Genomic DNA, 25,888 nt, shown 5'->3' on the forward strand with positions numbered 1-25,888 from the left:
GGTGAACGTACTAGCAATGAGCGACCTCGCCGTGTCCGCCCTTGGCGGCGCCGGCCCCGTCCAGCCGCACCTGGCCTCCTTCCTGCCGGACTGGCTCAACCCCCAGGTTTTCCTGGCGAATCCGGCCTTCGCGCCGTGGGTGGTCCTGCTGGTCTGCGGCATCATCTTTGCCGAGACCGGGCTGTTGATCGGATTCTTCCTGCCTGGGGACTCCATGCTGTTCACTGCCGGGCTGCTCGTAGCCACCGGCACCATCCAGGTCAACATCTGGGTCCTGACCGCGCTGATCATCGTCGCCGCGATCATCGGCAACCAGGTGGGCTACCTGATTGGGTCCAAGGCGGGACCTGCCCTATTCAACAGGCCCAACTCCAAGCTGTTCAAGCGTGAAAACGTGGATAGTGCCCATGCGTTCTTCGAAAAGCACGGCGGCAAGGCCCTTATCCTGGCCCGGTTCGTACCGATCATCCGCACCTTCGTCCCGGTGATCGTGGGCGTTGCGCAGATGAGCAAACGCAGATTCTTCACCTACAACGTGATCGGCGCGGTGCTGTGGGGCGGCGGCGTCACGCTCCTGGGTTACCTGCTCGGGGACAAAGTGCCGTGGGTCAAGGACAACCTGGACATCATCTTCATCGCCATCGTGCTGGTCTCCGTGATTCCGATCGCCATCGAGGTCATCCGTGGCGCCATCGCCAGGCGCCAGGCCGAGAAGTACGGCACCGACGTCGTGGACGAATTCATCGAAGAGCACGAGCCGGAAGAAGAGCGCCGGACCCCGTAGCGCAGCGCCGCAGTAAATGTAGCGCAGTGCCTCAATAAGCGCACTGCCGCAGTAGACTCAGCAGTTAACAAGGAAGGCGCCCCMCCGTGTGGGGCGCCCTACCGTTCTTCTCCTCGGAACTGAGCTCGGCGCAGCTGCGGTCCAGCCCGTTCGGCTGCAGGACGGGGTCATAGCCGAAGCCGCCCTCCCCGCGCGGCTCCCGCAGGAGTGTCCCTTCCAGCTGCCCGTATTCCACGACTTCCCGGCTGCCGTCGGGCGAGGACCCGGGCACCGCCAGCGCTGCCGCGCAGACGAACGCGGCCCCGCGGTACTCGTCCGGCACGTCGGCCAGCTGGGCGAGCAGCAGCTGCAGGTTCGCGGCGTCGTCGCCGTGCCGGCCGGACCAGCGCGCCGAGAATATCCCGGGCGCGCCGCCGAGGACGTCCACGGCCAGTCCGGAGTCGTCGGCGATCGCCACGAGCCCCGTGGCCTCGGCCACCGCCCGGGCCTTGAGCAGCGAGTTTTCGGCGAAGGTTACCCCGGTCTCGGCGACGTCAGGGGCACCGACGGCGCCGGCGTCCACCACCTGCGTGTCGACGTTGAGCCCGGGAACCTGACCGCGGAGCAGCTCACGGAGTTCCCGGAGCTTGCCTTTGTTGTGGGTGGCGAGGACTAGCCGAGGGCCCGGGCCGTCGGCTTCCGGCCGGTCCGCGAGGGGCATCTCCGTCACGGGGCCTCCGCCAGGGTGTCGCGCTGGATCGCGGCGAGCTGCTCCGTGCCCAGCAGCGCCAGGTCCAGCAGCTTGTTCAGCTCGTCGCGGTCGAACGGTGCGCCCTCGGCGGTGCCCTGGACTTCGACGAACTTGCCGGAGCCTGTCACCACGACGTTCATGTCGGTCTCGGCGCGCACGTCTTCGACGTAGGGCAGGTCGAGCATCGGGACGCCGTCGATGATGCCGACGGACACCGCGGCGATGGTGTCGATCAGGGGCTGGGCGTTGCGGGCGATCATCTTCTTCTCGCGGGCGAACCGGATGGCGTCGGCCAGTGCCACGTAGGCGCCGGTGATCGCCGCGGTGCGCGTGCCGCCATCGGCCTGCAGGACATCGCAGTCCAGCACGATCGTGATCTCGCCGAGGGCCTTGGTGTCGATGATGGAGCGCAGCGAGCGGCCGATCAGCCGGGAGATCTCGTGGGTGCGGCCGCCAATTTTGCCCTTGACCGACTCGCGGTCGGACCGGGTGTTCGTGGCCCTGGGCAGCATGGCGTACTCGGCCGTGACCCAGCCGCGGCCCTCGCCCTTGAGCCAGCGGGGCACGCCCTCGGTCAGGGACGCCGTGCACAGGACCCGGGTGTTGCCGAACTCGATCAGGGCCGAACCCTCGGCCTGCTTGGACCAGCCGCGCGTGATGCTGATGGGGCGCAGCTGGTCGGGGGTACGGCCGTCGGCGCGGATGACGGGGACACTGGGAGCTTGGGAAGTCATGCCTTTAGCTTATCGACTCACCCGGTCCCGACCGCGCGGGCCGCCTGCGCGCGCTAGACGGTGTAGTGCACGCCCGCGACGGCGACCGCCACGTCCTTGCCGAAGATCTCCTTGGCCTCTGCCATGACGGTGGTCGGCGACGTCCAGACGGGAATGTGCGTCAGCAGCAGCCGGCGCGCGCCGGCGGCGACGGCGGCCTCCCCCGCCCGCTTGCCCGTCAGGTGCACGTCCTTGATCGCGTCGTCGCGGCCTTCCTCGAACGCCGCCTCGCACAGGAAAAGGTCGGCGTCGCGCGCGGCGTCCTCCAGGCCCGCGCAGGAATCCGTGTCCCCGGAGTAGCTCAGGACGCGGGTCACGGGCGTGCCGTCCTTGGCGGGCTCGGTGACCTCCACTCGGAGGGCGTAGGCCTCCTCGACCGGATGGTTCACCGCGTAGGGCGTCACCGTGAACGGGCCGACGCTGACCGGCTTGCGCTCGGACCAGGTGCTGAAATCGAATTCCTCGTGCATGCCCGGATCCAGGTCCAGCCCGTAGGCCGTGGCCATCCGGTCGGCCGTCGCGGCGGGCCCCCACACCGGAATCCTGCCCCGTCCCCAGCCGCCCGGCTTCCAGCGCACGGCAACATGGAGCCCGCACAGGTCCATGCAATGGTCCGGGTGCAGGTGGGTGAGGAAGATCGCGTCAATGTCCTCCAGGTCCGTGTAGCGCTGGATGGCGCCGAGCGCCCCGCTGCCGAGGTCCAGGACGATCTTCCAGTTCCGCTCGCCGTCGTTGGCGGTCAGCAAATAGCACGACGCCGGCGAGCCCGGCCCCGGGAAGGAGCCGGTACAGCCCACGATGGTCAGCTTCACAGCAGTGGTCCCCCGCCCGCGGATCCGCCCACGAAGTTGGAGATCCGGGGCCGGCCCGCGCCGGCCCGGGCGGCGGCGATCATCTCCGGGGTGATCCGGGCGAGGCTGCCGGTGGGGTACTGCGCCGCGACGTGGTCCACGTGGCGGACACTGAGGACCTCGGGGCCCAGGAAGCGCCGGGCGAGGTGCTCAAACTGGGCGGCGTCGCCGGTGGCGATGAAATTGTGCTCCGGCGCCGCGGTGTCCGTGCGCTCCAGGCCCCGGGAGGCCAAAGCCCGGTAGACGTCCTTGGCGGTTTCCTCGGCGCTGGAAACCAGCGTGACGTCCTCGCCCATAACGAAGGAGATCACGCCGGTGAGCAGCGGGTAGTGGGTGCAGCCGAGCACCACGGTGTCCACCCCGGCGGCAATGAGCGGTGCCAGGTAGTCGCGGGCGACGGCGAGCAGTTCCGGTCCGGTGGTAATCCCGGCCTCCACGTACGGCACGAACGCCGGGCAGGCCACGGACGTGATCTCCAGGTCCGGGGCAGCGGCGAAGGTGTCCTCGTAGGCGCGCGAGCCCACCGTGGCCGAGGTCCCGATAACACCCACCCGGCCCGTCCGGGTCGCCGCGACGGCACGCCGCACAGCCGGCTGGATCACTTCGATCACGGGGATCCCGTACCGGGCCGTGTACCGTTCGCGGGCGTCACGCAGCACGGCGGCGGACGCGGAGTTGCAGGCGATGGTCAGCAGCTTCACGCCGGAATCCACGAGCTCGTCCATGACGCCGAGGGCGTTGGCCCGGACTTCGGCGATGGGAAGGGGGCCGTAGGGGCCGTGCGCAGTGTCACCGACATACAGGATGGATTCGTTGGGCAGCTGGTCAATGATCGAGCGGGCCACCGTGAGGCCGCCGACGCCGGAGTCGAAGACGCCGATGGGGCGGGAGGCCAGCTCCGATGCCGGTGCGGGTCCCGTGGGGGTGCTGCTCGCTGGGGAGTCCGCAGCAGCCGCTGCCGGATCCGTATTCGATGCTGAAGTCATGATTATTCGAGGATAGGACACCGCCTGCGGGGCGGCCATGACATTGTGGTGTGCAACTCGTGTCTCATGGGTCACACGCCCGCGCTCAGCGCCGGGCATCGAGCGAGTGCACCATGGCCTGGACCAGCGACTCCTGCAGCCACGTGGTGAAGTTGTACACCAGGGCCAGGTAGCTTTCGACGTCCTCGGCCTGGGCCCAGTCCTGCATGAGGTGGATGTTGTCGGCGTCGGCATCGTCACGGATGTCGAGGCGTTCGGCCAGCACCAGACGGACATCGTTGAGCGCGGTGGCCCAGTGCCGGGCGTCGTCCGGGGTCAGGACGAGGTTGTCCCGGTCCAGGCTCAGTGCGGCCGCCTTCAGCGCGCCAATCTTGCTTTCGCGCAGCGACCGCTCGGTGTAACGGCGGAACTCCAGGGAGGCGTCGTCGTCGTTCTTCATCACGTTCGGCAACAGCCGCCGCATGGCGCGGTCCGAGGGTTCGCGGGCTTCGGTGTCCAGGCCCACCAGGGCCGCCAGCGGGTCCTCGTTGGCGCGCTGCTCCGGCTCCAGCATGGAGATGACGTCATCGAAAAGGCTGCGCAGCAGCTCCCGCTCGGCCGGCTCCAGATGGCCCTTGATGCCCTTGAGCCCGTACTTGAATGCCTTAGCCACGTTTTCCCTTGCCTTTGCCGGAACCGCCCGCGTTGCCGCCGGTGGCCTTTTCCACCGTCGCCCAGAGGCCGTAGCCATGCATCGCGACGGCGTGCTGCTCCACCTGTTCCTTGCTGCCGTGCGCCACGATCGAGCGGCCCTTCTTGTGGACCTCCATCATCAGCTTGTTCGCCTTGGCCTCCGAGTAGCCGAAATAGCTGCGGAACACATAGCTCACATAGCTCATCAGGTTCACGGGATCGTTCCAGATCACGAGGTTCCAGGGGACGTCCGGGGCGGTCAGGACGTCGCCGGACGTCACTGTTCCGGTCTGGGTACTCTCCCGTGTGTCGGGGCCGAGCGCAACGCTGAGGGTCATCTGTCCATTCTATGGGGATGCACACTAGAGTGAATTTGTGAGTACCTCCGCTGGCTGGGACCGTCCCCGCACGTCCCTGTACACAGACCACTACGAGCTGACCATGCTGCAGGGTGCCCTGCAGTCCGGCGCGGCGCACCGCAAATCGGTCTTCGAGGCCTTCGCCCGGCGGCTCCCGGACGGGCGCCGCTACGGCATCGTGGCAGGCACCGGCCGCCTCCTGGAAGGGATCGCGAACTTCCGCTTCGGCGAGCCGGAACTGGACTACCTGCGCCGGACCAAGGTGGTCAACGACCAGACACTGGATTACCTGGCCGGCTACAGCTTTTCCGGCGACATCTGGGGCTATCCGGAGGGTGAGGCGTACTTCCCGAACTCCCCCGTGCTGATCGTTGAGTCCACGTTCGCCGAGGCCTGCATCCTGGAGACCTACCTGCTCTCCGTGCTCAACCACGACTGCGCCATTGCCTCCGCCGCCTCCCGGATGATCTCCGCGGCCGGAACCCGCCCGTGCATCGAGATGGGATCGCGCCGGACGCACGAGGAATCAGCGGCCGCCGCCGCCCGGGCCGCGGTCATTGCCGGGTTCGACAGCACCTCGAACCTGGAGGCCGGATTGCGCTACGGGCTGAAGACGGTGGGCACGGCCGCCCATTCCTTCACCCTCCTCCATGACACCGAGCGGGAGGCCTTCGAGGCGCAGATTGCCGCCTTTGGGCCGGACACCTCTCTGCTGGTGGACACGTACGACGTCGAAACGGCCGTCCGCACCGCCGTCGATCTCGCCGGGGACAAGCTGGGCGCTGTCCGGCTGGACTCGGGCGACCTCGTGGCCCAGGCCCAGTGGGTGCGCCGGCTGCTCGACGAGCTCGGCAACGACCGGACCAAGATCGTGGTGACCTCAGACCTCGACGAATTCGCCATCGCGGCGCTGGCGTCCGCGCCGGTGGACTCCTACGGCGTGGGCACCTCGCTCGTGACCGGGTCCGGGGCCCCGACGGCGAGCATGGTCTACAAGCTCGTCAGCCGCACCGACGACGCCGGCGATTTCATCTCCGTCGCCAAGGCCGCCAAAAACAAGGCCAGCAAGGGCGGCCGGAAGTACGCGCTGCGCAAGCTCAACGAGCGCGGGACCGCCACGGCCGAAATCGTCGGCGTCGGCCATCACCCGGAGGACGACGGCAACGACCGTCCGCTGCTGCAGCAGTTCGTCAAGAACGGCGAGCTCCTCCCCGGGTGGACGGGTCCGGAGGGGGTCGAGCGCGCGCGCCGGCGCCACGCGGAAACCATGCGGGAGCTTCCCGCGGTGGTCAACCGGCTCCAGCGCGGCGAGGCGGCCATCCCCACCATCTACGAGGAGGACTGAATGTCCCGCGCCCTGATCATCGTTGACGTCCAAAACGATTTCTGTGAGGGAGGTGCCCTGGCCGTCCCCGGCGGGGCAGGCCTGGCCGGGGAAATCAGCGAGTACGTTGACGCCCACCACGGCCAGTTTGACCACGTCGTGGCCACCCAGGACTGGCACATCGATCCGGGTGAGCACTTCTCGGAGGAACCCGATCTCGTGGACAGCTGGCCGCGGCACTGCGTGGCGGGCACCCGCGGGGCCGAACTGCATCCCGATCTTGATCCCGAACACATCCAGGCGTACTTCCGCAAGGGCCAGTTCGCTGCGGCGTACTCCGGCTTCGAAGGGCTGCTGGCCCCCGAGGACGACGTCCCCACCGGTGACCGCCAGCCCGGCGCCATGCCCGTTACCGGCGCCGGAGGCCCCGAAAACTCCGCAGGCTCCGAAGACTCCGACAACACAGTGAGTCCCTTCGCCGGCAGTGATTTCGCCGCTGGCGAGGACGCGATCGGGCTGGACGACTGGCTGCAGAGCCACGACGTCGAGGACATCGTGGTGGTGGGCATCGCCACGGACTACTGCGTCAAAGCGACCGCCCTGGATGCCGTCCAGGCCGGCTACTCCGTCACGGTGCTGCGCGGCCTGACGGTCGGCATTGCCGAAGACCTGGACGATGCCGTGGCCGAGATGGAGCTCGGCGGCGTCGATGTCCTCTGAGCCAGTAGACTCGAAATCCTTGCCCCATCGCCAGTCTTGCCATATTGACAGACCCGTAGAACCCCGGAGTACACCATGAAGAAGACCCTGACCGTCCTGATTGCCGCCGGAGCGCTGCTCGGCGCGGCCGGCTGTTCTGCCACGCCGCAGCTGACCAACGAGGAAACCTGCGCCCGGGTCAAGACCGTGGTCTCCGCCCAGTCGGCCACATCGGACAAGACCGGAATGACCCGGGTCGCCAACCAGCTGCGGCCCATCAAGGCGGCGTCGTCCGAGGACCTTCGGGCCCCGCTGCAGACCATCATCGAATACTTCGACGAGTCGGCCAAGCCCTCCCCGGACACCGCCAAGCTCGAGGACATGAAGGCCGACTACACCGCGGCAGGCCAGACCTATGGCCAGGTCTGCGGCGCCGGCCAGTAGCCGAAGCAAAGTTCACGGCAGCGTAAACAGCAGAGGGACCAGTTCACAGTGAACTGGTCCCTCTGCTGTTGCCCGGCGCCTATTGGCCTGAGCCCATAACCCTGTGCCCTTAACCCCGGCCCATAACCGCCTGCGCGGGGCTACTTCCGGCCGATGAACCAGTCCTGGAGCTTGCGCAGGCGGGTCTGCAGCTGTTCCTCGTTGGCCTGGGCGACGGCCGGGCCGCCGCAGACGGTCCGGAGCTTGGTGTGGATGACGCCGTGCGGGGTCCCGGTGCGGGCCGACCAGGCGGCGACGTTTTTGGCCAGCTCGGTGCGCAGGTCCATGAGCATCCGGTGGTCCGGCACGGCCGGGGCCGCAGCCGCGGCTGCCTCAGTCTGCGGGGAGCGCCTGTTCTTCCGGTTCAGCTGCTCGTGCTGGCGCTGGCGCAACAGCGTGCCGACCTGTTCAGCGTCCAGCAGTCCCGGGATCCCGAGGAAGTCGAGCTCGTCCTCCGAGCCCACCTCGCCGCCGGTGCCGAATTCGCCGCCGTCGAAGAGCACCCGGTCAAAGGACGCCTGGGAGTCGAGGGCCTCGAACTTGCCCTTCATCAGGGAATCGGAGGCCTTCTCCTCGCGGTTCGCCTCGTCCATGAGCGAATCCTCGGGATTGAAGAGGCCGTCGCTGTCTTCCTTCTCCGGGCGGTCCAGGGCGTGGTCGCGCTCGGCCTCCATCGAGTTGGCCAGGGCCATCAGCTGCGGCACCGAGGGCAGGAAGACCGACGCCGTCTCGCCGCGCTTGCGGGCACGCACGAAGCGCCCCACGGCCTGGGCGAAGAACAGCGGGGTGGAGGTCGAGGTGGCGTAGACGCCGACGGACAGCCGCGGAACGTCGACGCCTTCGGAGACCATCCGGACGGCCACCATCCAGCGCTTCTCGCTGGCGGTGAATTCCTCGATCTTGCTGGAGGCCTTGGCGTCGTCGGAGAGGATGACGGTGGGCGATTCGCCGGTGATCTTCTTCAGCTGGCCGGCATACGCGCGGGCGTCCTCGTGGTCGGTGGCAATGACCAGACCGCCGGCATCCGGGACGCTGCGCCGGACCTCGCTGAGACGTTTATCCGCGCCGGCCAGGACGGCGGGGATCCATTCGCCGGCCGGGTTCAGCGCGGTGCGCCAGGCCTGGGACGTGATGTCCTTCGTGACGGCCGACTCCCCGAGCGAGGCGGCCATCTCGTCCCCCGCGCTGGTGCGCCAGCGCATTTGGCCGGAGTAGGCCATGAACATCACCGGGCGGACCACGTGGTCGCGCAGGGCCTTGCCGTAGCCGTAGGTGTAGTCGGCCTTGGAGCGCCGGATCCCGTCCCGGTCCTCGGCGTACTCCACGAACGGGATGGGCGAGGTGTCCGAGCGGAACGGGGTGCCCGTCAGGGAGAGCCGCCGGGCCGCCGGGTCGAACGCCTCACGGAGGCCGTCACCCCAGGACAGGGCCTCGCCGCCGTGGTGGATTTCGTCCAGGATCACCAGCGTGCGGGCGGCTTCGGTCTTGGCCCGGTGCAGCATGGGCTTGCTGGCCACCTGGGCGTAGGTCACGGCGACGCCGATGAACCCGCGGCCGTGCTGGCCGTCGGCATTCTTGAAGTTCGGGTCGATCGCGATGCCCACCCGGGCAGCGGCGTCGGCCCACTGGCGCTTGAGGTGGTCGGTGGGTGCCACGATGGTCACGCGGTTGACCACCCCGGAATCGATGAGCATGGACGCCACGCGCAGGGCGAAGGTGGTCTTACCCGCGCCGGGGGTTGCGACCGCAAGGAAATCCTTGGGATGGGTGCTGAAGTAGCTGTCCAGCGCCTCCTGCTGCCAGGCGCGCAGCTTGGGGGCGGTGCCCCAGGCGGCCCGCTCGGGATAGGCGGGGGGAAGCGTGGGTCCGCCGAAAAGTGTCTCCGTCATTAAGGCGCCCTCCATCCGCGCATGGCTGCAGCCGACGGAGAAACCCAATTAAGCACAAAAACACCAATCTTTTTGGATGGACCGTAAGGCAGTACCCGGACAGCATGGACCGGCAATCAGGAAAGCAGAAAATCAGGGGCGCGACGGCGCGCCGCCATAGGGAAGCGCCGGCCGAAGACGGCTAACGGAACCTGTTGGTTCCGTTGATTGCCCTTACTTGTCGCCGGAGCCCTTGCCGCCGTCGTTTCCGGGGCGCAGGCCCTCGTAGACTTCCTTGCATTCGGGGCAGACGGGGAACTTCTGCGGATCCCGGCCCGGAGTCCAGACCTTGCCGCAGAGCGCGATCACCGGTTCACCGGTCAGCGCGGATTCCATGATCTTTTCCTTGCGCACGTAGTGCGAGAAGCGCTCCCGGTCACCGGGCTCAACTTCCTGGCGCAGTTCCTCGCGCTCGATCGTGGCCGTTGACGTCCCGGCTCCGGAGAGCTCGCGCATCGGATCGTTTTCGAGAGGATCGGTCATGCTAGTCATGACACCCATCTTAGCCGTTGGAAGGGCGCTGCCGGACCTGCGGGGTGCCGGCGGCGGGGCCTAGAGGCCCTGCCAGGCGGGTTTGTGGTCGTAGCTGTGGCGGTAGTAATCCGCCAGCCGCAGCGACGACGCCGCCGCCTCGTCCAGCAGGATGGTGGCGTGCGGGTGCAACTGCAGCACGGAGGCCGCGCAGATGGCGGCGACGGGGCCCTCCGCGAGGTCCCGGACGGCCTGGGCTTTTTGCGCACCGGTGGCGATCAGGATCACGTGGCGGGCATCCAGGATGGTGCCCAGGCCTTGGGTCAGGACGTGGTGCGGCACGTCGGCCAGGCTGCCGAAAAACCGTGCGTTGTCCCGGCGTGTCTGCTCGATCAGGGTCTTGATCCGCGTCCGGGACGCCAGCGACGATCCCGGTTCGTTGAACCCGATGTGGCCGTCCGTTCCGACGCCGAGGAGCTGAAGGTCCACTCCCCCGGCATCGCGGATGGCATCTTCGTAGGCCCGGCAGGCTGCGGGGATGTCCGCCGCCGCGCCGTCGGGCACGTGGACGTTGGCCGGACTGATGTTCACCCGTGCGGTGAATTCGCGGGCGATCACCTCGCGGTAGGACTCCGGGTGGCCGGCCGGCAGCCCCACGTACTCGTCCAGGGCGAAGGCGCGGACCCGGCTGAAATCCAGGCCGGCGCGCTCGTGCCGCGCCGCCAGTTCGACATACACCGGCAGGGGCGTGGAACCGGTCGCCAGGCCCAGGACGGCGTCGGGCTTGCGGCGGAGAAGGGCCTCCACCGCATCGGCGGCAAGCGACGCGATCTGTTTGCTGCCGGGAAGGATGACAACTTCCATGATCCTGCCTTACTGGCCTACCTGGTGTCCGAGTCTGCGCACTCCCAGCATGCACCCGTCAGCGGTTGACGGCCAGTTGTGCCAGCAGCTCCGGCGCCCGCCGGTCCAGCCACGCTCCGCCGGTCCGGACACCGACGGCGAAGAGTGTGAGACCAAGCACGGGTCCGAGGGCCAGCGCGATCCAGCCCGGCACGGAGCTCCCAGTGATGAACTGCGCGGCCACGAGCGCCGCCTCGGGAGCCACGAGGACCAGAAGCACGGCCATGCCGCCGAACTGCACGGCGAGGGTCTGGGCCACGTTGCCCGGCGGCTTCTTGAACGGGCTGTCCCCCGGGAGCGGGACGCTCACGGTGTAGCGCGCCGAGATCACCGAGGCCAGGCCCAAGCCGGTGAAGAGGACGCCGAGGCAGAGGCCCAGTACCGCGGGCAGCTTCTCCCAGTCGCCGGTGAAGAAGAACGGCCCGACGCTGAAGAGGACCGCCACCGGCAGCGCGAAGCTCAGGCATGCCAGCGCCCGGCCGAGCCGGTCGTCGGCGCCGCGCACCCCCGTTGCCACGTGCAGGGCGAAGGCGGTGCTGTCATAGGAGACGTCCGTGGAGATCGACCACGCCAGGAGGAAGGCCGTCAGCGGCCCGACGAACTGGAACGGGCCGTAGAACCCGCTCTGGCTGCCCTGGAAGAGGAACAGCACCGGCAGGAGCGGAACGACCACGAGCGCGCCGGCGTAGCGGGGATCGCGCAGCCAGTAGTACAGGGACCTCGCGGCGACGGCGGCGGCCGGTGTCGCCGGGAGCAGCCCGAACAGGCCTGTGCCGCCGGTCCGCCGCTTGGATGTCCCGGCGTAGGGCGGGGTCACCAAAGCGCGCTGCAGCAGGAGCTTCCACGCCAGGGCCAGGGCCGCCAGGGTGGCCGCGGCGATGAGGAATTTCACCGCCGCGGCCGCGTAGCTGCCGGCAGCCAGCTCGCCGCCGAGCGAGAACGCCGCCCCGGCCGGCGTCCAGGACAGGGCCCGGGCCAGGCCGGTCAGGAAATCGCCGGAACCGGCGATTCCCCTGGCGATGCCTGCCACGATGGGCCCCGTGAGCACGAGCGGGATGAGGAAGGCGACGGAGCTGATGTCCTTGAAGCGTCGGGAGCTTGCCAATCCGGCCGTAGCCGTGGTCACGACCTTGGAGAGAACGATGCAGCTCAGCACGCCCAGCACGGCACCGACGAGGGCGCCGGCTGCGGCCGGCAGGCTGTGGGACCAGGTGCCCACCGTGGCGAGCGCAACGAGTGAGGTGGCGAGACCCGGTATGCCGATCAGGCCGCCGAGCGCCAGCCCGGCCAGCAGCTGCGGCGTGGGGACGGCAAAGGTGGTGAACCGGGCAGGGTCCAGCGTCATGTCCGCGGCGGAGACAGCGACGGGAATGACGGCCCAGCCCAGCAGCGCCGTGGCACCGCCCAGGACCACCACGGTCTGGGCGAGTTCAATCTCCACCCCACGCAGGACGAACAGCCCGGCCACGCAAACAGCCACGATTCCCAGGGCATACAGGGCGCCGATCCCGAGGCCCACCAGCTGCCACGGGCTGCGCCGGACGCTGTTGCGCAGCAGGGTCAGCTTGAGCCTCAGAAGGTGCGCAACCATTCCAGCCCTTCCGTGTGGTTCCGGCCGCCTACGAGCTGCACGAAGCGGTCCTCGAGGCTGGCGCCGGCGCGGACTTCCTCCACAGTCCCGGCGGCGAGGACCCTGCCGCCCGCGACGACTGCGACGTGGTCGCACATGCGCTGGACCAGGTCCATGACGTGGCTGGAGACGATGACCGTTCCGCCCGAGGAAACGTAGCGGTCCAGGATGTCGCGGATGTTCGCCGCGGAGATCGGGTCCACCGATTCGAACGGCTCGTCGAGGACCAGCAGCCGCGGGGCGTGGATCAGCGCCGAGGCCAGCGCGATCTTCTTGGTCATGCCGGCGGAGTAGTCCACCACCAGCGTGCCGGCGTCATTGGCCAGGTCCAGGGCAGCGAGCAGTTCCGCCACCCGCGACGCCACCATCTCCCGGTCCATCCCGCGCAGCAGGCCGGCATAGGTGACCAGCTGCTCGCCGCTGAGGCGGTCGAACAGCCGGACGCCGTCGGGCAGGATCCCCATCAGCTTCTTGGCCTCCATCGGATGCTGCCAGACGTCGACGCCGTGGACCAGCGCGGTGCCGAAGTCCGGGCGCAGTAGGCCGGTCGCCATGGACAAGGTGGTGGTCTTACCGGCGCCGTTGGGCCCGACCACCCCGTAGAAGGACCCGGCCGGAACGTCCAGGCTGATGCCATCGACGGCGATTTTGTCGCCGAAGCGCTTGGCGAGGCCAAGCAGGGACAGGGCAGGAACCGGCGGCGACGACGGGCCGGGCGGGGCTGGCTTTCCCTGCTGGCCAGGGGGCTGGAATGTCATGACGCCAGACTAACCGCCGGACGGCGCTAAAAGGATAGTCCGCAAGGCGTACGTTTTCACTCGCGGGAACCGGCACAGCTGTTTCTGGAATGAATGCGGTTCTGGAATGGATGCCGGTTCTAGAACGAATGCCGGGGCAGGGCACGTTCGTACTGCGGCGGCCACGCGAGGTCATGGCCGAGCTCAAACGCGGCCCGCAGCCACCAGTGCGGATCCCGCAGGGCGGCACGGGCGATGAACACGCCGTCCGCCTGGCCGGTGGCCACCGCGTGCTCGGCCTGCCCGGGGGACGTCAGGAGTCCCACCGTGCCGGTCCTGACCCCGGTTTCGCGCCGGATCCGGGCGGAGAACCCGGTCTGGTAGCCGGGGCCCACGGGAATCTGCTGGTGCGCCACGGCCCCGCCGCTGGAAACGTCCACCAGGTCCACTCCGCGCTCGGCGGCGGCCGCGGCCATCCGGACCGAGGCCTCGGCCTCGATCCCGCCCGGCGCCCAGTCCGAGGCCGAGATCCGCAGAAGCAGGGGCATGGAGTCCGGGATGACCGCGCGGACGGCGTCCACCACGGCAAGCGTCAATCGGTTCCGGCCCGCCTCGTCCCCGCCCCAGCGGTCCGTGCGGTCGTTGACCAGCGGGCTTTGGAACTGGTGCAGCAGGTAGCCGTGCGCGCCATGGATTTCGATCGTGTCGAACCCTGCGTCGACGGCCCGCACGGCGGACGCGGCGAAATCGGCGATCACGCCGTCGATCTGCGCTTCCGTCATGGCCGACGGCGGCGCGTAGCCGTCGAATGCGCCGGTGCCAGGACCCACGGTGTCCCAGCCGCCCTCGGACGCCGGCACGCTGCCCAACTTGCCGGAGAACGGCCAGTAGGAGGACGCTTTCCGGCCGGCGTGCGCCAACTGGGTGCCGATCTTGGTCTCCGCGGTGCCGTGGCGGTGCACGAAGGCGGTGATGCGTTCCCAGGCCGCGGCCTGGTCGTCGTTGTAGAGTCCGGCGTCGCGGGGGCTGATCCTGCCCGCGGCGTTCACGGCGTTGGCCTCGGTGAGGACCAGGGCCGCTCCCCCGGTGGCAAAGGAGCCCAGATGCATCAGGTGCCAGTCTGTGGGCACGCCCTCGCCCGTTTCGGGGTCGCAGCTGTACTGGCACATCGGGGACACCCAGCCACGGTGCTGCAGCCGCAGGGACCTCAGATCCAGCGGCGCGAAGAGTGCCGATCCCACTAGAACAGCACCCGGGCCAGCCCCTGGCGGGCCTTGGCGACGCGCTCGTCGCCGGTCCCGACGACGTCGAAGAGTTCAAGCAGCCGGACCCGGGCGCTCTCCCGTTCCGGGCCGAAGTTGCGGCCAATGAACGTCACGATCCGGCCAAGGCCGTCCTCGATGTGGCCGCCGGCGATATCCAGGTCCGCAACCCCGAGCTGGGCCTCGAGGTTGTCCGGCTCATCGGCCGCGAGCCGGCGCAGGGCATCTGCCTCGGGCCCGGAGAGGGCCTGCAGGCGATCCATCAGTTCCACCTGCGCCAGGCCGGCCTTGGCCTCCGCATCGGCGGGCATCTCGTTCAGGGCCTGCCGGTAGGCGGCGGCCGCGGCCGCGTAGTCGCCGGCCTCGATCGCATCGAACGCCGCCTGGTGCAGCGGCGGCAGTGGCGGCGCCTCCGGTTCCGCGCCACCCGGGCCGCCGGCGCCGATCCGTCCGGTCACGCCGTTGGCGGCCGCGACCTTGAGAAGTTCATCGAACAGGCTGCGTACCTGCTGTTCGTCCGCGCCGCCCTGGAAGAGCGGCACGGGCTGGCCCTTGACCACCGCGACGGCGGTCGGCACGGCCTGCACCTGGAACGCCTGGGCAAGTTCCGGGAACACGTCGATGTCCGCGGCCCCGAGGACCAGCCTGCCGTCGTAGCTCTCGACGATGCCTTCAAGGACGTCCACCAGCTGGCCGGAGCCTGGCGAATAGGAGGCCCAGAGGGCGATCACCACAGGCACCTGGGCCGAGAGGTCCACGAGCTCCTGGAAGTTGCCCTCGGTCACATCCACGCGCAACGGCCGGCCTGCGTGGTCGGCCGGGCCGGATGCCGGGGCCGCCGGGGCACCGGCAGAACCGGCGGAGCCCGCCGGGCCGGGGGTTGCGGCGCTGGTTCCGGCAGGTCCCGGAGAACCCGGTGCCGGCCGCTGTTTCAGGGCGGAGAGATCGACGGCGCCGCGCAGGTTCAGCGGGCTGGCGGCAACTGGCGGGACCGGGCGGGAAGCTGGCGTAGTCATAGCTCCACTCTAGCCATTGAAGTCCCGCCCGGCGCCACCATGCCCGCCGGCGAAGGCTACTTGATAGAAGCCCCGACCAGGCCGCGGGTGGCGGCCACAAGCTTCATCGGATCCTTGGAGCCGGCCGGCGGAACGTAGACAGCCACGGACTCTGCGAAGTCCAGCACCATGCCGGTGCTGGTCTCCTTGCCGCCGGCCAGGGCGGCCGCGTCGTCGCCGATGGTGAGCTTGTCCCCGTCGGCCTTCGGAGTGCCGTCGAACGAGAAGTTCAGGCGTCCCAGGACCAAGGCCCCGCCGTCAGCGGTACGGAACACGACAGTGTTGTCCGCGGCCGCCGTGTGCTTGAAGGCGAAGGTGCCGTTGACGCCTGATTTGACGACGTCAGCCTGGTAGGCGAGGGTGTCCGCGATGTATGGGGAGGACTGGCCCTCGACGAGCTTGTCCTTGAAGGTGGAGTCGGCCTTGGTCAGGCGGTCACCGAGCCCGGCGAGGGCTTCGTCGCCGCTGTACGCGAGTCCGGTCTTGTCCGCGGGCGCCAGCGTCTCCGTGCCGGCACGCCCGATCCCCGGGAAGGTGGCACCCGGCTGCAGCGGGGTGCTGCTGACCAGCTTGTAGTTCTCCCGCGGGGAGGCCTGGGTCAGGGTCAGCAGCTGCGGGACGACGTTACCCTCGCCCTGCGTCACGGCCATGACCGAGCGCGGCCAGCTACGCTTGTTGGTGACCACCGTGGTCAGCAGCTTGGTCGAGCGGACAGGCATGCGGGCCTCGTAGGAACCGACCCGCGAACGGATCTTGTAGTTCTGTGTGCGCACCTCGAGTTCGGACTTGGCCACCCGCGGCGCCAGCTTCGCGGCGTCCTTGGCAGCGTCTCCTGCATCGACGGCACCGGCAACCTGCTCCAGGACGCGGCGGAACTGCGCGTCCAGCAGCACCGGCGCATCGCCGGCTTGGCCCTCACTGCCAGGGGTCGCGGCGTCGGAGGCCGGGGCACCGGAGGCGGGAGCACTGGAGGCCGCGGCGCTGGGCGACGGCGCGGGCGTCTGGCTGGCCTGGGCTGCCACTGACGTTCCGGCGACGGCGACGGCGGCGGCGGCCAGCACTGCCACGACGATGCCGGAACGTCGCGCCGTGCCGGAACCCTTCTTCTGGCCGGCCGCTGCTTTCTCCGGCGCGGTCTTTTCGGGGCCTGTTTTCTCCGGGGTGGCCGGCTGCGGTGCAGTCTCGGGTGCTCCGGCGCCGGATGCGGAGGTGCCGGATGCGGCAGGATCCTGGGTGCTTGCCGTCGAGCCGTTGTCCCCGCGGCGTGCCGCGGCCTTGGCCTGCGCGCGGCGGGCGAACGTGCTGCCGCCGCCGGTGCGGTTGCCTGACTTCGGCTTGAGGACCAGCAGCGCCCCGCCGGCGATGATCATCAGGCCACCGAGCACCATGAGCGGAATGGCCCAGGGCGTGGACGTGTCGTTCGGGAAAGTCATCGTGATGGAGCCCGGGGCAGGCTTGGTGCCGTCCGCCGCGAGGAGCAGCGACCAGTCGCCGTCGGCCGGCGCGTCCCACGAGTAGTCCATTTCGCCGGTGGCGTTCTCGGTGCTGACCCACAGATCCGATCCGGCGGGGGACGGCGCGGTAGCTTCGCCGTCGGTATGCGTCAGCTGCAGCGCTTTGCCGTCCTCGGAGACGCCGGAGACGGTGTTGTGTGCCGTTTTACCCACCCAGGCGTCGACGTCGTCCGGCCGTCCCGCGGCCAGCAGGAAGGCCCCTTCACCCTTGACCTGGATCTTCACGGTCCCGGGGTGCAGAGTCTTCAGCTTCTCGTCGAAGACGGTCAGCGGCGCGGCGGTGCCGGTCGGAGCGGTGGCCGTAATCGTCTCCGGGGGAGCCCAGAACGTCTTCTGGCCAATTCCGGCCAGGAGTGTCAGGAGGCCGAGCAGCACCAGGGCGACTGCAGTCTTGAAACGCAAAATACTACCTATCATCAGCGGACAGTTAGCTTCAATAGTAACCATTTTGTTACCCGCGAGTCAGATCGGGGACCCGAACGGCCCCTTGGAGAGGTGCCTTCGGGGGCGTTTTTCCGCTGAGGTGACAAGCCTGCTGATAGWGTTTGCGGTGATCATCACACCAGTGCCGCCAGTGTGGCGCAGCAAGGAACTAAGGGCATTTAACGCAGTGACTGAACATACGGATTCGTCCTCCGCCGGACCAGAAGAAGTGCAGGAATCCGACAGCCAGGAACCCGGCCCCGAACAACCCGTTTCCAGTCCCCGGCCCACAACCTCCCGCCCCCGGATTGCCGCGGCCAATGTCCTTCTGTCCGCGGCCCGGCGCCTGCGCCAGCCCCTGCCCGGAGCCCAGCCGAGAATCCGCTTCGAAATGCCCCCGGAGCATGAGGCCGGGGCCGGGGACGAGGAGACGTCCGCGACCGATGCCCGCTTCGGCAGTCCCGGTCCGCGCATGTCGGCCCAGCACCCCCTGTATATGGGCTTCATGGGCACGGTCGGCGTCGGCTTCGCCCTCCTGGTCTATTGGATCGGGTCAAATACGACGCAGTTGCTCTTGTGGATCATCACGGCGCTCTTCATCACCCTGGGGCTGGACCCGGTGGTGCGCTGGCTCGAACGCCGGAATGTCCCCCGGGCCGCCGGCATCCTCCTGTCCGTATCCACCCTGGCACTAGGAGTGGCCGCATTTTTTGCCACCCTGATCCCCACGATCGTGCAGCAGGTGACGCAGATCGTGCAGCAGGCGCCCAAGTGGGTCCAGGAGTTCATTGACTCGGAATTCTTCCGGAGCGTCGACAGCCAGTTCGGCATCCGGGACCGGATCAGCCAGGAGCTGGAGAAGTTCGTGAACAACCCGGACGCCATGGGCGGCATCTTCGGCGGTGTTGTGGGCTTCGGCTCCACCGTCGCAAACGGACTGTTCGGCGCACTGATCGTGCTGGTCCTGAGCCTGTACTTCCTCGGTGCCCTGCCCGCCATGAAGAAGTGGGGCTACCGGCTCGCGCCGCGCTCGCGCCGGGCCCGGGTTGAAGCCCTGTCCGAGGAAATCACCGGTTCGGTGGGCAACTACGTGATCGGCCAGGCCGCCGTCGCACTGCTGAACGCCACTTTCGCGTTCATTGTGATGTCGATCATCGGCGTACCGTTCGCCACGCTGCTGGCATTCGTGGTGGCCCTGCTGGCGTTCATCCCGCTGGTGGGCGGCATGATTGCCGGGTTCCTGGTAACGCTCGTTGCCCTGACCGCCGGCTGGCAGACCGCGCTTGTCTTCGCCATCTGCTATTTCGCCTACCTCCAGTTCGAGGCGTACTTCATCTCACCGCGCATCATGCAGAAAGCCGTGGCGGTGCCGGGCGCCGTCGCCGTCATCTCGGTCATCGCCGGCGGCAGTCTGCTGGGCGTTCTCGGAGCCCTGATCGCCATTCCCACCGCGGCGGCCATCATGCTGCTGGTCAAGGAAATCCTCATCGCGCGCCAGGACAGCCGCTGACAGTTCCCCCTGGCGGATTTTCGCACTGAAACAGGACAGCCGCACCGTGGTCCACGGTGCGGCTGTCCTGTTTCAGTGCGGTTTATTCTTTTGCGCCTTTGGCGGCTCAGGCGTGTGCCGTGGCGACCGGCCCGTCCCATTCCTGCGGAAGCACAGTTCCGGCGCTGCCAGATCCGGCACTGCCGGGGATGACCTCGTCCACGATTTCGTTGAGAACCCGCCCGGCGTACTTCTCCCCCACCCACAGGTGCTTGGCGCCGTCGACCCCCAGCACCTGCGCCTGCGGCACCAGCGCGAACCTCGCGGCCGCAGCCGCCGGCTGCAGGTAGTCGTCGTGCTCGGGGACCAGGACCTTCAGCGGCTTGCCGGCTTCGGCCCATTCCTTCAGGTGCACGTCCGTGGCCCGGTGCAGCGGGGGCGAGAGCAGCACAGCCCCCTCGATTTCCGAGGCGACGGGCTCGGTGGCGCCGTACATCAGGGCCAGCTCGGTGCCGAAGGACCAGCCGACCAGCCACCGGTTTGGCAGGCCGCGGTCCACGGCGAACTGCACCGCGGCCTCGACGTCGAGACGCTCGCCGACGCCTTCCTCGAAGGCTCCCCCGCTGGTTCCCCGCGGCGATGAGGTGCCGCGTGTGTTGAAGCGCAGGACGGCGATTCCCGCGAGGGCGGGCAGCCGGTAGGAGGCCTTTCGGTAGACGTGCGAATCCATGAAGCCGCCGTGCGTCGGCAGCGGGTGCAGCGTGATGAGTGTTGCCTTGATTCCGCCGGTTTCCGGGACGGCGAGCTCGCCCACCAGCCGGTGCCCGTCCGACGTGCGGAGTTCGACGTTCTCGCGGCGGGCCGGCAGGACCGTGGAGGCGCGGATGGCAGTGGGAGCAGAGGGCTGGGTGAAGACGTACGACGCGGGATCAAAGCTCATGCTGACCAGCTTAGCGATACCGGTAGCTCCGCGAAGTCCAGCAGTTGCTGTGCCAGTGGCGCCGCTCGGCGAGACCCGCGGCAGCGCCAAAGAGGTGGTCCTCGGACCAGACCACCAGGTGGGCGATTCCCGGCAGCACGGCGGTGGAGCAGCCCGGGCAGATGTAGGTCTTCTCGGCGCGGCCCGCGGTGATGGGGCGGACCATCCATTCGCCGTCCGGTGCGCTCTCCCGGCGGGCGAAACCCGAGCGGGCGCGCTCCAGATCAAGTTCCGGTGCCGGTCCGTGCTTGGCTCCGGCGGCTTTGCTCTTTCCGGGCGCTGTGCCCTTGCCGGAGCCTGTCTTCGCAGAACCGGCGCGGCGGGGTCGGTTGGAACGGGGCATGCCTCCATTCTGCCCCAGTCCGGCTGCCGCCCGTTGTCGCCCCGCCAAGCCGCCGCCCGCGCAGGCGGTAGAGTTGACCGGGTGCGTTTAGTCATAGCCCGCTGCTCCGTTGATTACGTCGGCCGCCTCAAAGCCCACCTGCCGCTGGCCACCAGGCTGCTGCTGGTCAAGGCCGACGGTTCGGTCCTGGTCCATTCCGACGGCGGGTCCTACAAGCCGCTGAACTGGATGAGCCCTCCTGCGTCCCTGCGGGTCTCCACACCCGATGAGGTCGACGTCGAAGTCGGCGTCGTCGAACAGTGGACGGTCCAGTCGGCCAAGACCGATGACCGGCTCATCATCAACATCCACGAGCAGCTTCACGATACCTCCCACGAACTGGGCCAGGACCCCGGCCTGATCAAGGACGGCGTCGAAGCGGACCTGCAGCGGCTCCTGGCCGCCCAGATCGAACTGCTGGGCACCGGGTTCTCGCTGATCCGCCGGGAGTACTTCACCGCGATCGGCCCCGTGGACATCCTTGCCCGGGACGCGGATGGCGCCACCGTGGCCATTGAGCTCAAGCGCCGGGGGGACATCGACGGCGTCGAGCAGCTCACCCGGTACCTGGAACTGCTGAACCGGGACCCGCTGCTGGCCCCGGTCCGGGGAATCTTCGCAGCCCAGCAGATCAAACCGCAGGCCAAGGTCCTCGCCAAGGACCGCGGAATCGACTGCGTGACCCTGGACTACGACGCCATGCGCGGCGTTGACGACAGCGAATCCCGGCTCTTTTAAGCACCCTGCGGCAGGCTTTCCGTGGCGGCGATTCGCGTTAAGACGTTCTTTGCACAATTTTTATGCAATTCTTCCGTTCGCCCGTTGACCTGACGCAAGTGTCATGAAATTCTTATACGAGTCTTTGTGTAGGTGTTTTTCATGCTCGCAAGACATGTTGCGAGCGTGAAGCTCCTGCCGCCACGGTCCGTGAATCCGGTTCCGTTGCCATAGGTTCTTCTCGCAGAGTGACCAAGTCCGGTGCGAAGTGCGCCGGATTTATTCAAGATCCACAATGAGGAGAAACAAATGGCTCAGGGAACCGTCAAGTGGTTCAACGCAGAAAAGGGCTTCGGCTTCATCACCCCGGATGACTCCGATGGCGATGTCTTCGTTCACTACTCCGAGATCCAGACCGGTGGCTTCAAGACCCTCGACGAGAACCAGCGTGTTCAGTTCGAGATCGGCCAGGGCGCCAAGGGCCCCCAGGCCACCGGCGTAACGCTGGTCTAGTCTGCCGCCGGGAAGTGCTTTAGGGCATTTCCGGCACCAGGAATGATCCCCGGCATTAGTGCCGGGGATCATTTTTTTGTGCATTCTTGGGCGCGGTGTTTCAGGTCGTCCGCAGTGGCCCGGTGCATTCTTCAGCCGAATTCCGCACTAACGCCGGGCACTAACCCGCAGGGCCCTGCCTAACGCACCAAAGTGCGCAGCAGCCGGGCACTTTGCCGGACGGACAACCCGGGAAGGTACGCGCGGCTCAGGGCCCGGCCCATCGCCGGCAATTGCAACGGATCCTGGTAGTAGAGGTACAGCGTGCGGTAGTCCGGCTTGAAACGCGACTTGAAGGTTGCCAGCGAGCGGAAGCCGTAGACGGGTTCCAGGGCCCTGCCCACCACGTCCAGGATCCCGGCCAGCCCCTCCGGCCCGGCGTCGCTGCCGCCGGAATCGCTGCCGGCGTCGCTGTTCCCGGAGTCGCTGCCCGAGTCGCTGGCGCCGGCAATGTCTCCGTCACGGTCCTTCGCCAGCGGCGATCCGGACAAGGAGATCACCTCAACCGTGCGCTTGAGTTCCAGCACGGCGGACGCAATGAGGAACTCCATGACACCAGGGAACGCGTCGCCGCGCCGGCGCATGAAGTCCAGGGTCCAGCTCACGAGCTGTCCGTGCTCGTACACCGGCAGCCAGCTCGTAACGCCCTGCACGCGTCCGGAGGCGTCCACCGCCAGGCAGCACAGCACCCCGTCGTCGTCGAGCTCGTCGATGCTGCCGAGCGTGAAGCCCATCTCCGGCACGTGCTTTTGCGCCGCCCATTCTTCGGAGACCTCGCTGAGCTGGGTCCGCAGCGGGGCAGGGAATTCGCTGTAGCGCCCCCATACGGCCTGGACACCGGTCTTCGCCGCACGGTTCAGGGCGGTGCGGACGTTTTGCCATTCCTTGCCCTTGAACTCGAGTTCGCGCACGGCGAGCCTGGTTTCCTGGGCCACGGCCACGCGGCGGAATCCGCGGGCCCGGAGCATCGGCCAGAGTTCGGCGGTGCAGGAGTAGAAACACGGGATCAGGGCGTGTTCGGCGCAGTAGCGCATGAAACCCGCTGCGGTCTCCTCGCGGAGGGCAGCGGATCCGAACGGGCCCGCCAGCGTCAGGGCCACGTTGCCGTGCTGCTGATAGGCCACGCCGCCGCGCCGGTCCGGCGTAAACCAGTATTTGTTCGGTTCCCAGAGCGCCATCCAGGACAGTGAGTCCCCGCCTTGGCGGATCAGGTCTCGGGCCGTGTCCCGGTCCCCGAAGCCGACGTCGGTACTGTGTCCGGTACCGTGCAGCCGCCGCCGCAGCACCAGCCAGACCGCCGCCAGGGCCACGCCCCAGAATATGATGCCGGCATAGGCGAACAGAAATGACTCGACGGCGTTGCGGTTCTGGAACAACCGGCTGTAGGCGCCCGGAATGGGCAGCGGCAGGTACTGCCGGGCGAGTTCCGCCCCGAGGCCCAGCACTCCCCCGTCGCGGTCCATTCCGCCGGCGGCGAGCCAGGCCACCGAATAGGCCCCGGCGAGCACCAGCCACGTGCCCCCGACTACGATGCCCAGGATCCGCCTGGCCCGCGGAGCAGTCTCCACCCTGAACTGCCGGCGGTTAAGCCAGAGCAGCACAACGAGCAGCAACGGAACGGCCACGAGCGGCAGGACGCGGACGAAGCCGGAGCCCATCACGGCCGTGTGCGGCTGGCTGGCGTAATGCGGAATCCGGGCGAACAGGGCCAGGTACACGGCGGCCAGGGCTGTCACGCCGAGCTGGACGATGATCGCGATCCGCAGGGCCAGGCGGCGGCCCTGCCGCATGCCGTCCGCACAGATCAGCAGCAGGACCACCGGGACGACCGCCAGCGCGAGGCCCAGCGGACCGGCGAGTCCGGCGCGGCCGGCCTCCAGGCAGCTGACGTCCACCGTGCCGCCGCAGTTTTCCTCCAGCTGGCCCAGTGTGGGCAGCGGGTTCAGCACGACGTCGCGCAACAGGGCCAGGGGCCCGGTGGGGCTGCTGACGGCGGCAGTGAGGATCGGCCCCACCGCGAAGATCGCGACCGTGAGCGCCAGCAGGTTGCGTGTCTCGCGTCCGGTTGAACGGTGCCGGTGCAGGGTCCCCCGGTCGCCCTGGATCCACCAGCCCGCGGCCAGGCCGGCAAGGGCACCGGCGAGCCCAACCACTGTCTCCGGATGCCCGACGTAGAGCACCAGCAGCAGGGACGCGGACAGGCCGGCGGTCCGCAGCCTGCGTTGCCACAGCGTGGGAAGCAGGCCGCTGGCGGCCAGGGCCACGGCCAGGACGGCGGCGTAGGGGCCGATCAGCCGGGCGTTGACCATGAGCCCCAGCCAGCCGTCGCCGATGTACCGGGCCAGCTGGGTGACCAGCAGGAACACCGTCACCGCAGCGAACTGGCCTACAAAGAAGAATACGGCCGTCCGCCGGGTCCCCAGATGCCGTTCAGCGAGTCCCAGCAGCAGGAGGATCATCAGTGATGCGGTCAGGTAGGCCAGCAGGTTGGTGGCGAAGAACAGCGAGGTGAACAAGGACCACCAATGCCCCGCCTTCAGCCCCGAAGCGTTGACGGACGCTACGGGCAACAGGGCGTCGGGCGGGCCCGACAGGAAGCTGCCCGTCACGGCCCCGACACCGAGGAAGGCTGCGAGGACCGCCAGCGTGAAGGGCACGGCACGGAAGTGCGCCAGCGTCCGGCGCAGGCCCTGGCGCCAGACACCCTGCAGCGGCGGGATCTCCGGCCCCGGACCCGCCGCAGTCCGGTTACTGCCGGTCTTGGACTGGCTCATGGCGTGATCCCCCAGCGTCGGGCCAGGAAGTCCAGGCCGCCGGGAAGGCCACCGGATGCCACGTCCCAGGAGTGCCCCGCGTTGGCGATCCGGTGTGTTTCGACGCTGAACCCGGCCCGGCGTGCCGCCTCGGAGAGCGCGTCCATGTGGCCGGTGAACTGCGGGTCGCGGTCTCCGGCGGCGAAATACACGCCGTGGCCGTCGAAGCGGTGTTCTGCCATGACGCGCAGCGGGGTCAGCTGGTCGAAGGCCGCGGCGTCGGCGCCGAAGGAGGCCTCAATGGTCTTGGCCCGCACCTTCGCGAGGGCCGGCTCCTCCTCGCTGGAGAAGGCCAGCGCGGCGCTGTAGACGTCGGGATGCCTCGTGACCATTTGCATGGCGCACGTGCCGCCGAAGGAGAAGCCGCCTGCGGCCCACTGGCGGGGATCCGGGTCGACGTCGAGCGTGCGTTTGATCCAGTCCGGCACGTCCCGCGCCAGGAAGGTGTCCGCCTGGGCAATCCGGCTGTCCATGCACAGCGTGTTTCCCGACGCCGAGCCGTTGGGATCGACCACCACCGTTACGGGCGCCACACCGGCGTGCTCCGCGGCGAACCGGTCGAGCCGGCTCCGGAGTGCGCCGCCGGTCAGCCAGTCGGCAGGACCGCCCGGCTGGCCGGAAAACAGGACCAGCACCGGCAGCGCAGGCCGGGGGGACCCCAGGTAGGCCGGAGGGAGATAGACGTAAGCGTCCCGGCTCTGGAAGCCGGAGACGGTGCCCGGGATGACCGCCTTGCGGATGACGCCGTGGGGAAGGTGGGCGGGCGCCTGCCAGTGGGCGAGCCCGGTGGCGGCAGGGGCGCCGGCGGCGCGCGTCAGGCCGGCCTCGAGCGGCTGGATCCGGGCTGCGGCCGCTCCGGTGAGGTCGCCGACAGTGTGGTTCAGGCCGAAGTAGATGTTGATCTGGACGGCGGACAGCGCGACGACGGCCAGGAAAGCCGCCGTGGCTGCTGCGCTTGAACGCCCGCGACGGCTACGGCTCGGATTAGTGCCGGTCGGATTGGTGCCGGTCCGTCCGCGGCCCCAGAGCCCAAGCAGGCGCATGAGCCACAGCAGCAGGGCGAGGACGCCGGAAACGGACCAGGCGAGGGTCTCTCCCGGCAGTTCGGCAGGGAAGACGGTGACGGCGTAGAGCAGGAACCAGTGCACGGCAGCGACGAGCGCCGCGGCGAGCAGGGTCATGGCAGCCGCGACGGCCACGGCCGCGCCGGGCTCGCGGCGGCCGGTGCGCCCAAATCCCGTGCGCGCAAAACCCGTGTGCCGGAGGGCAACGTGGGTCAGGAGGTAGGCCAGGCCCGCCGCGGCGGCTGCCCACACGAGCCACACCACCGGGCCGTCGACCAGGCTCAGGCCATCGAGGTAGTCCACCGGGG

General features: G+C 68.6%; 25 protein-coding genes. 7 read left to right on the top strand and 18 right to left on the bottom strand.

Annotated features, from left to right (window positions below; all coding sequences use genetic code 11):
- Positions 1-16: 16 nt before the first annotated feature.
- Positions 17-784, top strand: coding sequence for a VTT domain-containing protein (locus AC1DZV_RS19740; RefSeq protein WP_476954427.1), 768 nt, complete (start codon positions 17-19; stop codon positions 782-784).
- A gap of 64 nt (positions 785-848) precedes the next feature.
- Here the strand turns inward: AC1DZV_RS19740 and AC1DZV_RS19745 are convergent, their stop codons facing one another.
- From AC1DZV_RS19745 to clpS, 6 genes are all read right to left on the bottom strand, one after another.
- Complete coding sequence (locus tag AC1DZV_RS19745; RefSeq protein WP_476954428.1) at positions 849-1,484, bottom strand: non-canonical purine NTP pyrophosphatase; 636 nt, start codon at positions 1,482-1,484, stop codon at positions 849-851.
- A gap of 5 nt (positions 1,485-1,489) precedes the next feature.
- The gene (rph, locus tag AC1DZV_RS19750) at positions 1,490-2,248 is read right to left on the bottom strand and encodes a ribonuclease PH (protein ID WP_028276043.1); all 759 of its coding nucleotides are present in this window, start codon (positions 2,246-2,248) and stop codon (positions 1,490-1,492) included.
- A gap of 53 nt (positions 2,249-2,301) precedes the next feature.
- The gene (locus AC1DZV_RS19755) at positions 2,302-3,099 is read right to left on the bottom strand and encodes an MBL fold metallo-hydrolase (protein WP_028276044.1); all 798 of its coding nucleotides are present in this window, start codon (positions 3,097-3,099) and stop codon (positions 2,302-2,304) included.
- Entirely contained in the window at positions 3,096-4,124 is a 1,029-nt protein-coding gene (murI, locus tag AC1DZV_RS19760) for a glutamate racemase (protein WP_476951887.1), read from the bottom strand. Before murI ends, AC1DZV_RS19755 begins: the two co-directional genes overlap by 4 nt.
- Positions 4,125-4,209: 85 nt before the next feature.
- Entirely contained in the window at positions 4,210-4,776 is a 567-nt protein-coding gene (locus tag AC1DZV_RS19765; RefSeq protein ID WP_476951888.1) for a DUF2017 domain-containing protein, read from the bottom strand.
- The gene (gene clpS, locus AC1DZV_RS19770; protein ID WP_018775730.1) at positions 4,769-5,134 is read right to left on the bottom strand and encodes an ATP-dependent Clp protease adapter ClpS; all 366 of its coding nucleotides are present in this window, start codon (positions 5,132-5,134) and stop codon (positions 4,769-4,771) included. Before clpS ends, AC1DZV_RS19765 begins: the two co-directional genes overlap by 8 nt.
- A 37-nt stretch (positions 5,135-5,171) precedes the next feature.
- Here clpS and AC1DZV_RS19775 point away from each other — a divergent pair, with 37 nt between their 5' ends.
- The 3 genes from AC1DZV_RS19775 to AC1DZV_RS19785 all read left to right on the top strand — a co-directional run bounded on the left by AC1DZV_RS19775 (position 5,172) and on the right by AC1DZV_RS19785 (position 7,622).
- Positions 5,172-6,500, top strand: a complete 1,329-nt coding sequence (locus AC1DZV_RS19775) for a nicotinate phosphoribosyltransferase (RefSeq protein WP_476951889.1) — start codon at positions 5,172-5,174, stop codon at positions 6,498-6,500.
- Positions 6,501-7,199 (top strand): isochorismatase family protein, encoded by a 699-nt coding sequence (locus tag AC1DZV_RS19780; protein WP_476951890.1) that lies wholly within the window; start codon positions 6,501-6,503, stop codon positions 7,197-7,199. It begins immediately after the preceding gene.
- Positions 7,200-7,274: 75 nt separating this feature from the next.
- A complete protein-coding gene (locus AC1DZV_RS19785; protein ID WP_476951891.1) occupies positions 7,275-7,622 on the top strand; it encodes a hypothetical protein in 348 nt (115 codons plus the stop codon).
- 140 nt (positions 7,623-7,762) lie between these two features.
- Here AC1DZV_RS19785 and AC1DZV_RS19790 read toward each other — a convergent pair whose 3' ends face one another.
- The 8 genes from AC1DZV_RS19790 to AC1DZV_RS19825 all read right to left on the bottom strand — a co-directional run bounded on the left by AC1DZV_RS19790 (position 7,763) and on the right by AC1DZV_RS19825 (position 17,578).
- Positions 7,763-9,550, bottom strand: a complete 1,788-nt coding sequence (locus tag AC1DZV_RS19790; RefSeq protein ID WP_079554437.1) for a DEAD/DEAH box helicase — start codon at positions 9,548-9,550, stop codon at positions 7,763-7,765.
- Positions 9,551-9,763: 213 nt separating this feature from the next.
- Positions 9,764-10,081, bottom strand: a complete 318-nt coding sequence (locus tag AC1DZV_RS19795; protein ID WP_370122952.1) for a DUF3039 domain-containing protein — start codon at positions 10,079-10,081, stop codon at positions 9,764-9,766.
- A gap of 60 nt (positions 10,082-10,141) precedes the next feature.
- The gene (gene nagB, locus AC1DZV_RS19800) at positions 10,142-10,924 is read right to left on the bottom strand and encodes a glucosamine-6-phosphate deaminase (protein ID WP_028276050.1); all 783 of its coding nucleotides are present in this window, start codon (positions 10,922-10,924) and stop codon (positions 10,142-10,144) included.
- Positions 10,925-10,982: 58 nt separating this feature from the next.
- Complete coding sequence (locus AC1DZV_RS19805; RefSeq protein WP_476954412.1) at positions 10,983-12,554, bottom strand: transporter; 1,572 nt, start codon at positions 12,552-12,554, stop codon at positions 10,983-10,985.
- Complete coding sequence (locus tag AC1DZV_RS19810; protein ID WP_476951893.1) at positions 12,536-13,351, bottom strand: ABC transporter ATP-binding protein; 816 nt, start codon at positions 13,349-13,351, stop codon at positions 12,536-12,538. The genes AC1DZV_RS19805 and AC1DZV_RS19810 overlap by 19 nt, the downstream gene beginning before the upstream one ends.
- Positions 13,352-13,470: 119 nt before the next feature.
- A complete protein-coding gene (locus AC1DZV_RS19815) occupies positions 13,471-14,571 on the bottom strand; it encodes an NADH:flavin oxidoreductase/NADH oxidase (RefSeq protein WP_476954413.1) in 1,101 nt (366 codons plus the stop codon).
- The gene (locus AC1DZV_RS19820) at positions 14,571-15,608 is read right to left on the bottom strand and encodes a co-chaperone YbbN (RefSeq protein ID WP_476951895.1); all 1,038 of its coding nucleotides are present in this window, start codon (positions 15,606-15,608) and stop codon (positions 14,571-14,573) included. The genes AC1DZV_RS19815 and AC1DZV_RS19820 overlap by 1 nt, the downstream gene beginning before the upstream one ends.
- 56 nt (positions 15,609-15,664) lie before the next feature.
- On the bottom strand, positions 15,665-17,578 hold the full coding sequence (locus tag AC1DZV_RS19825) for a hypothetical protein (protein ID WP_476951896.1): 1,914 nt from the start codon (positions 17,576-17,578) through the stop codon (positions 15,665-15,667).
- A gap of 193 nt (positions 17,579-17,771) precedes the next feature.
- On the opposite strand from AC1DZV_RS19825, the gene AC1DZV_RS19830 reads away from it, so the two are divergent.
- The gene (locus AC1DZV_RS19830) at positions 17,772-19,094 is read left to right on the top strand and encodes an AI-2E family transporter (RefSeq protein WP_476951897.1); all 1,323 of its coding nucleotides are present in this window, start codon (positions 17,772-17,774) and stop codon (positions 19,092-19,094) included.
- Between the two features lie 106 nt (positions 19,095-19,200).
- On the opposite strand, the gene AC1DZV_RS19835 is transcribed toward AC1DZV_RS19830, so the two are convergent.
- Both AC1DZV_RS19835 and AC1DZV_RS19840 read right to left on the bottom strand, forming a co-directional pair.
- Positions 19,201-20,013: an alpha/beta hydrolase gene (locus AC1DZV_RS19835; protein ID WP_028276057.1), complete on the bottom strand. Its 813-nt coding sequence runs from the start codon at positions 20,011-20,013 to the stop codon at positions 19,201-19,203.
- A 10-nt stretch (positions 20,014-20,023) separates the two neighbouring features.
- Positions 20,024-20,395, bottom strand: coding sequence for a hypothetical protein (locus tag AC1DZV_RS19840; RefSeq protein WP_028276058.1), 372 nt, complete (start codon positions 20,393-20,395; stop codon positions 20,024-20,026).
- Between the two features lie 81 nt (positions 20,396-20,476).
- Between AC1DZV_RS19840 and nucS the strand changes: the two genes are divergently transcribed.
- Positions 20,477-21,172, top strand: coding sequence for an endonuclease NucS (gene nucS, locus AC1DZV_RS19845; RefSeq protein WP_026266819.1), 696 nt, complete (start codon positions 20,477-20,479; stop codon positions 21,170-21,172).
- A 288-nt stretch (positions 21,173-21,460) separates the two neighbouring features.
- Positions 21,461-21,664 carry a cold-shock protein gene (locus AC1DZV_RS19850; protein ID WP_011692441.1) on the top strand — a complete coding sequence of 68 codons (204 nt, stop codon included), beginning with the start codon at positions 21,461-21,463 and terminating at the stop codon, positions 21,662-21,664.
- 179 nt (positions 21,665-21,843) lie between these two features.
- On the opposite strand, the gene AC1DZV_RS19855 is transcribed toward AC1DZV_RS19850, so the two are convergent.
- Together AC1DZV_RS19855 and AC1DZV_RS19860 are read right to left on the bottom strand one after the other, a co-directional pair.
- On the bottom strand, positions 21,844-24,477 hold the full coding sequence (locus AC1DZV_RS19855; protein WP_476951898.1) for a bifunctional lysylphosphatidylglycerol flippase/synthetase MprF: 2,634 nt from the start codon (positions 24,475-24,477) through the stop codon (positions 21,844-21,846).
- The gene (locus AC1DZV_RS19860; protein WP_476951899.1) at positions 24,474-25,883 is read right to left on the bottom strand and encodes an alpha/beta hydrolase; all 1,410 of its coding nucleotides are present in this window, start codon (positions 25,881-25,883) and stop codon (positions 24,474-24,476) included. The genes AC1DZV_RS19855 and AC1DZV_RS19860 overlap by 4 nt, the downstream gene beginning before the upstream one ends.
- Positions 25,884-25,888: the final 5 nt, after the last annotated feature.

This window comes from Arthrobacter sp. P1_D12 (assembly GCF_056406175.1).

What these genes read in the sequence shown, in the direction of transcription:
- AC1DZV_RS19740 (WP_476954427.1), top strand. Translation starts at nt 17, where the DNA reads ATGAGCGACCTCGCCGTGTCCGCCCTTGGCGGCGCCGGCCCCGTCCAG.
- rph (WP_028276043.1), bottom strand. Translation starts at nt 2,248, where the DNA reads ATGACTTCCCAAGCTCCCAGTGTCCCCGTCATCCGCGCCGACGGCCGT.
- murI (WP_476951887.1), bottom strand. Translation starts at nt 4,124, where the DNA reads ATGACTTCAGCATCGAATACGGATCCGGCAGCGGCTGCTGCGGACTCC.
- clpS (WP_018775730.1), bottom strand. Translation starts at nt 5,134, where the DNA reads ATGACCCTCAGCGTTGCGCTCGGCCCCGACACACGGGAGAGTACCCAG.
- AC1DZV_RS19780 (WP_476951890.1), top strand. Translation starts at nt 6,501, where the DNA reads ATGTCCCGCGCCCTGATCATCGTTGACGTCCAAAACGATTTCTGTGAG.
- AC1DZV_RS19785 (WP_476951891.1), top strand. Translation starts at nt 7,275, where the DNA reads ATGAAGAAGACCCTGACCGTCCTGATTGCCGCCGGAGCGCTGCTCGGC.
- AC1DZV_RS19790 (WP_079554437.1), bottom strand. Translation starts at nt 9,550, where the DNA reads ATGACGGAGACACTTTTCGGCGGACCCACGCTTCCCCCCGCCTATCCC.
- AC1DZV_RS19795 (WP_370122952.1), bottom strand. Translation starts at nt 10,081, where the DNA reads ATGACTAGCATGACCGATCCTCTCGAAAACGATCCGATGCGCGAGCTC.
- nagB (WP_028276050.1), bottom strand. Translation starts at nt 10,924, where the DNA reads ATGGAAGTTGTCATCCTTCCCGGCAGCAAACAGATCGCGTCGCTTGCC.
- AC1DZV_RS19805 (WP_476954412.1), bottom strand. Translation starts at nt 12,554, where the DNA reads ATGGTTGCGCACCTTCTGAGGCTCAAGCTGACCCTGCTGCGCAACAGC.
- AC1DZV_RS19810 (WP_476951893.1), bottom strand. Translation starts at nt 13,351, where the DNA reads ATGACATTCCAGCCCCCTGGCCAGCAGGGAAAGCCAGCCCCGCCCGGC.
- AC1DZV_RS19820 (WP_476951895.1), bottom strand. Translation starts at nt 15,608, where the DNA reads ATGACTACGCCAGCTTCCCGCCCGGTCCCGCCAGTTGCCGCCAGCCCG.
- AC1DZV_RS19825 (WP_476951896.1), bottom strand. Translation starts at nt 17,578, where the DNA reads ATGATAGGTAGTATTTTGCGTTTCAAGACTGCAGTCGCCCTGGTGCTG.
- AC1DZV_RS19835 (WP_028276057.1), bottom strand. Translation starts at nt 20,013, where the DNA reads ATGAGCTTTGATCCCGCGTCGTACGTCTTCACCCAGCCCTCTGCTCCC.
- AC1DZV_RS19840 (WP_028276058.1), bottom strand. Translation starts at nt 20,395, where the DNA reads ATGCCCCGTTCCAACCGACCCCGCCGCGCCGGTTCTGCGAAGACAGGC.
- AC1DZV_RS19850 (WP_011692441.1), top strand. Translation starts at nt 21,461, where the DNA reads ATGGCTCAGGGAACCGTCAAGTGGTTCAACGCAGAAAAGGGCTTCGGC.
- AC1DZV_RS19855 (WP_476951898.1), bottom strand. Translation starts at nt 24,477, where the DNA reads ATGAGCCAGTCCAAGACCGGCAGTAACCGGACTGCGGCGGGTCCGGGG.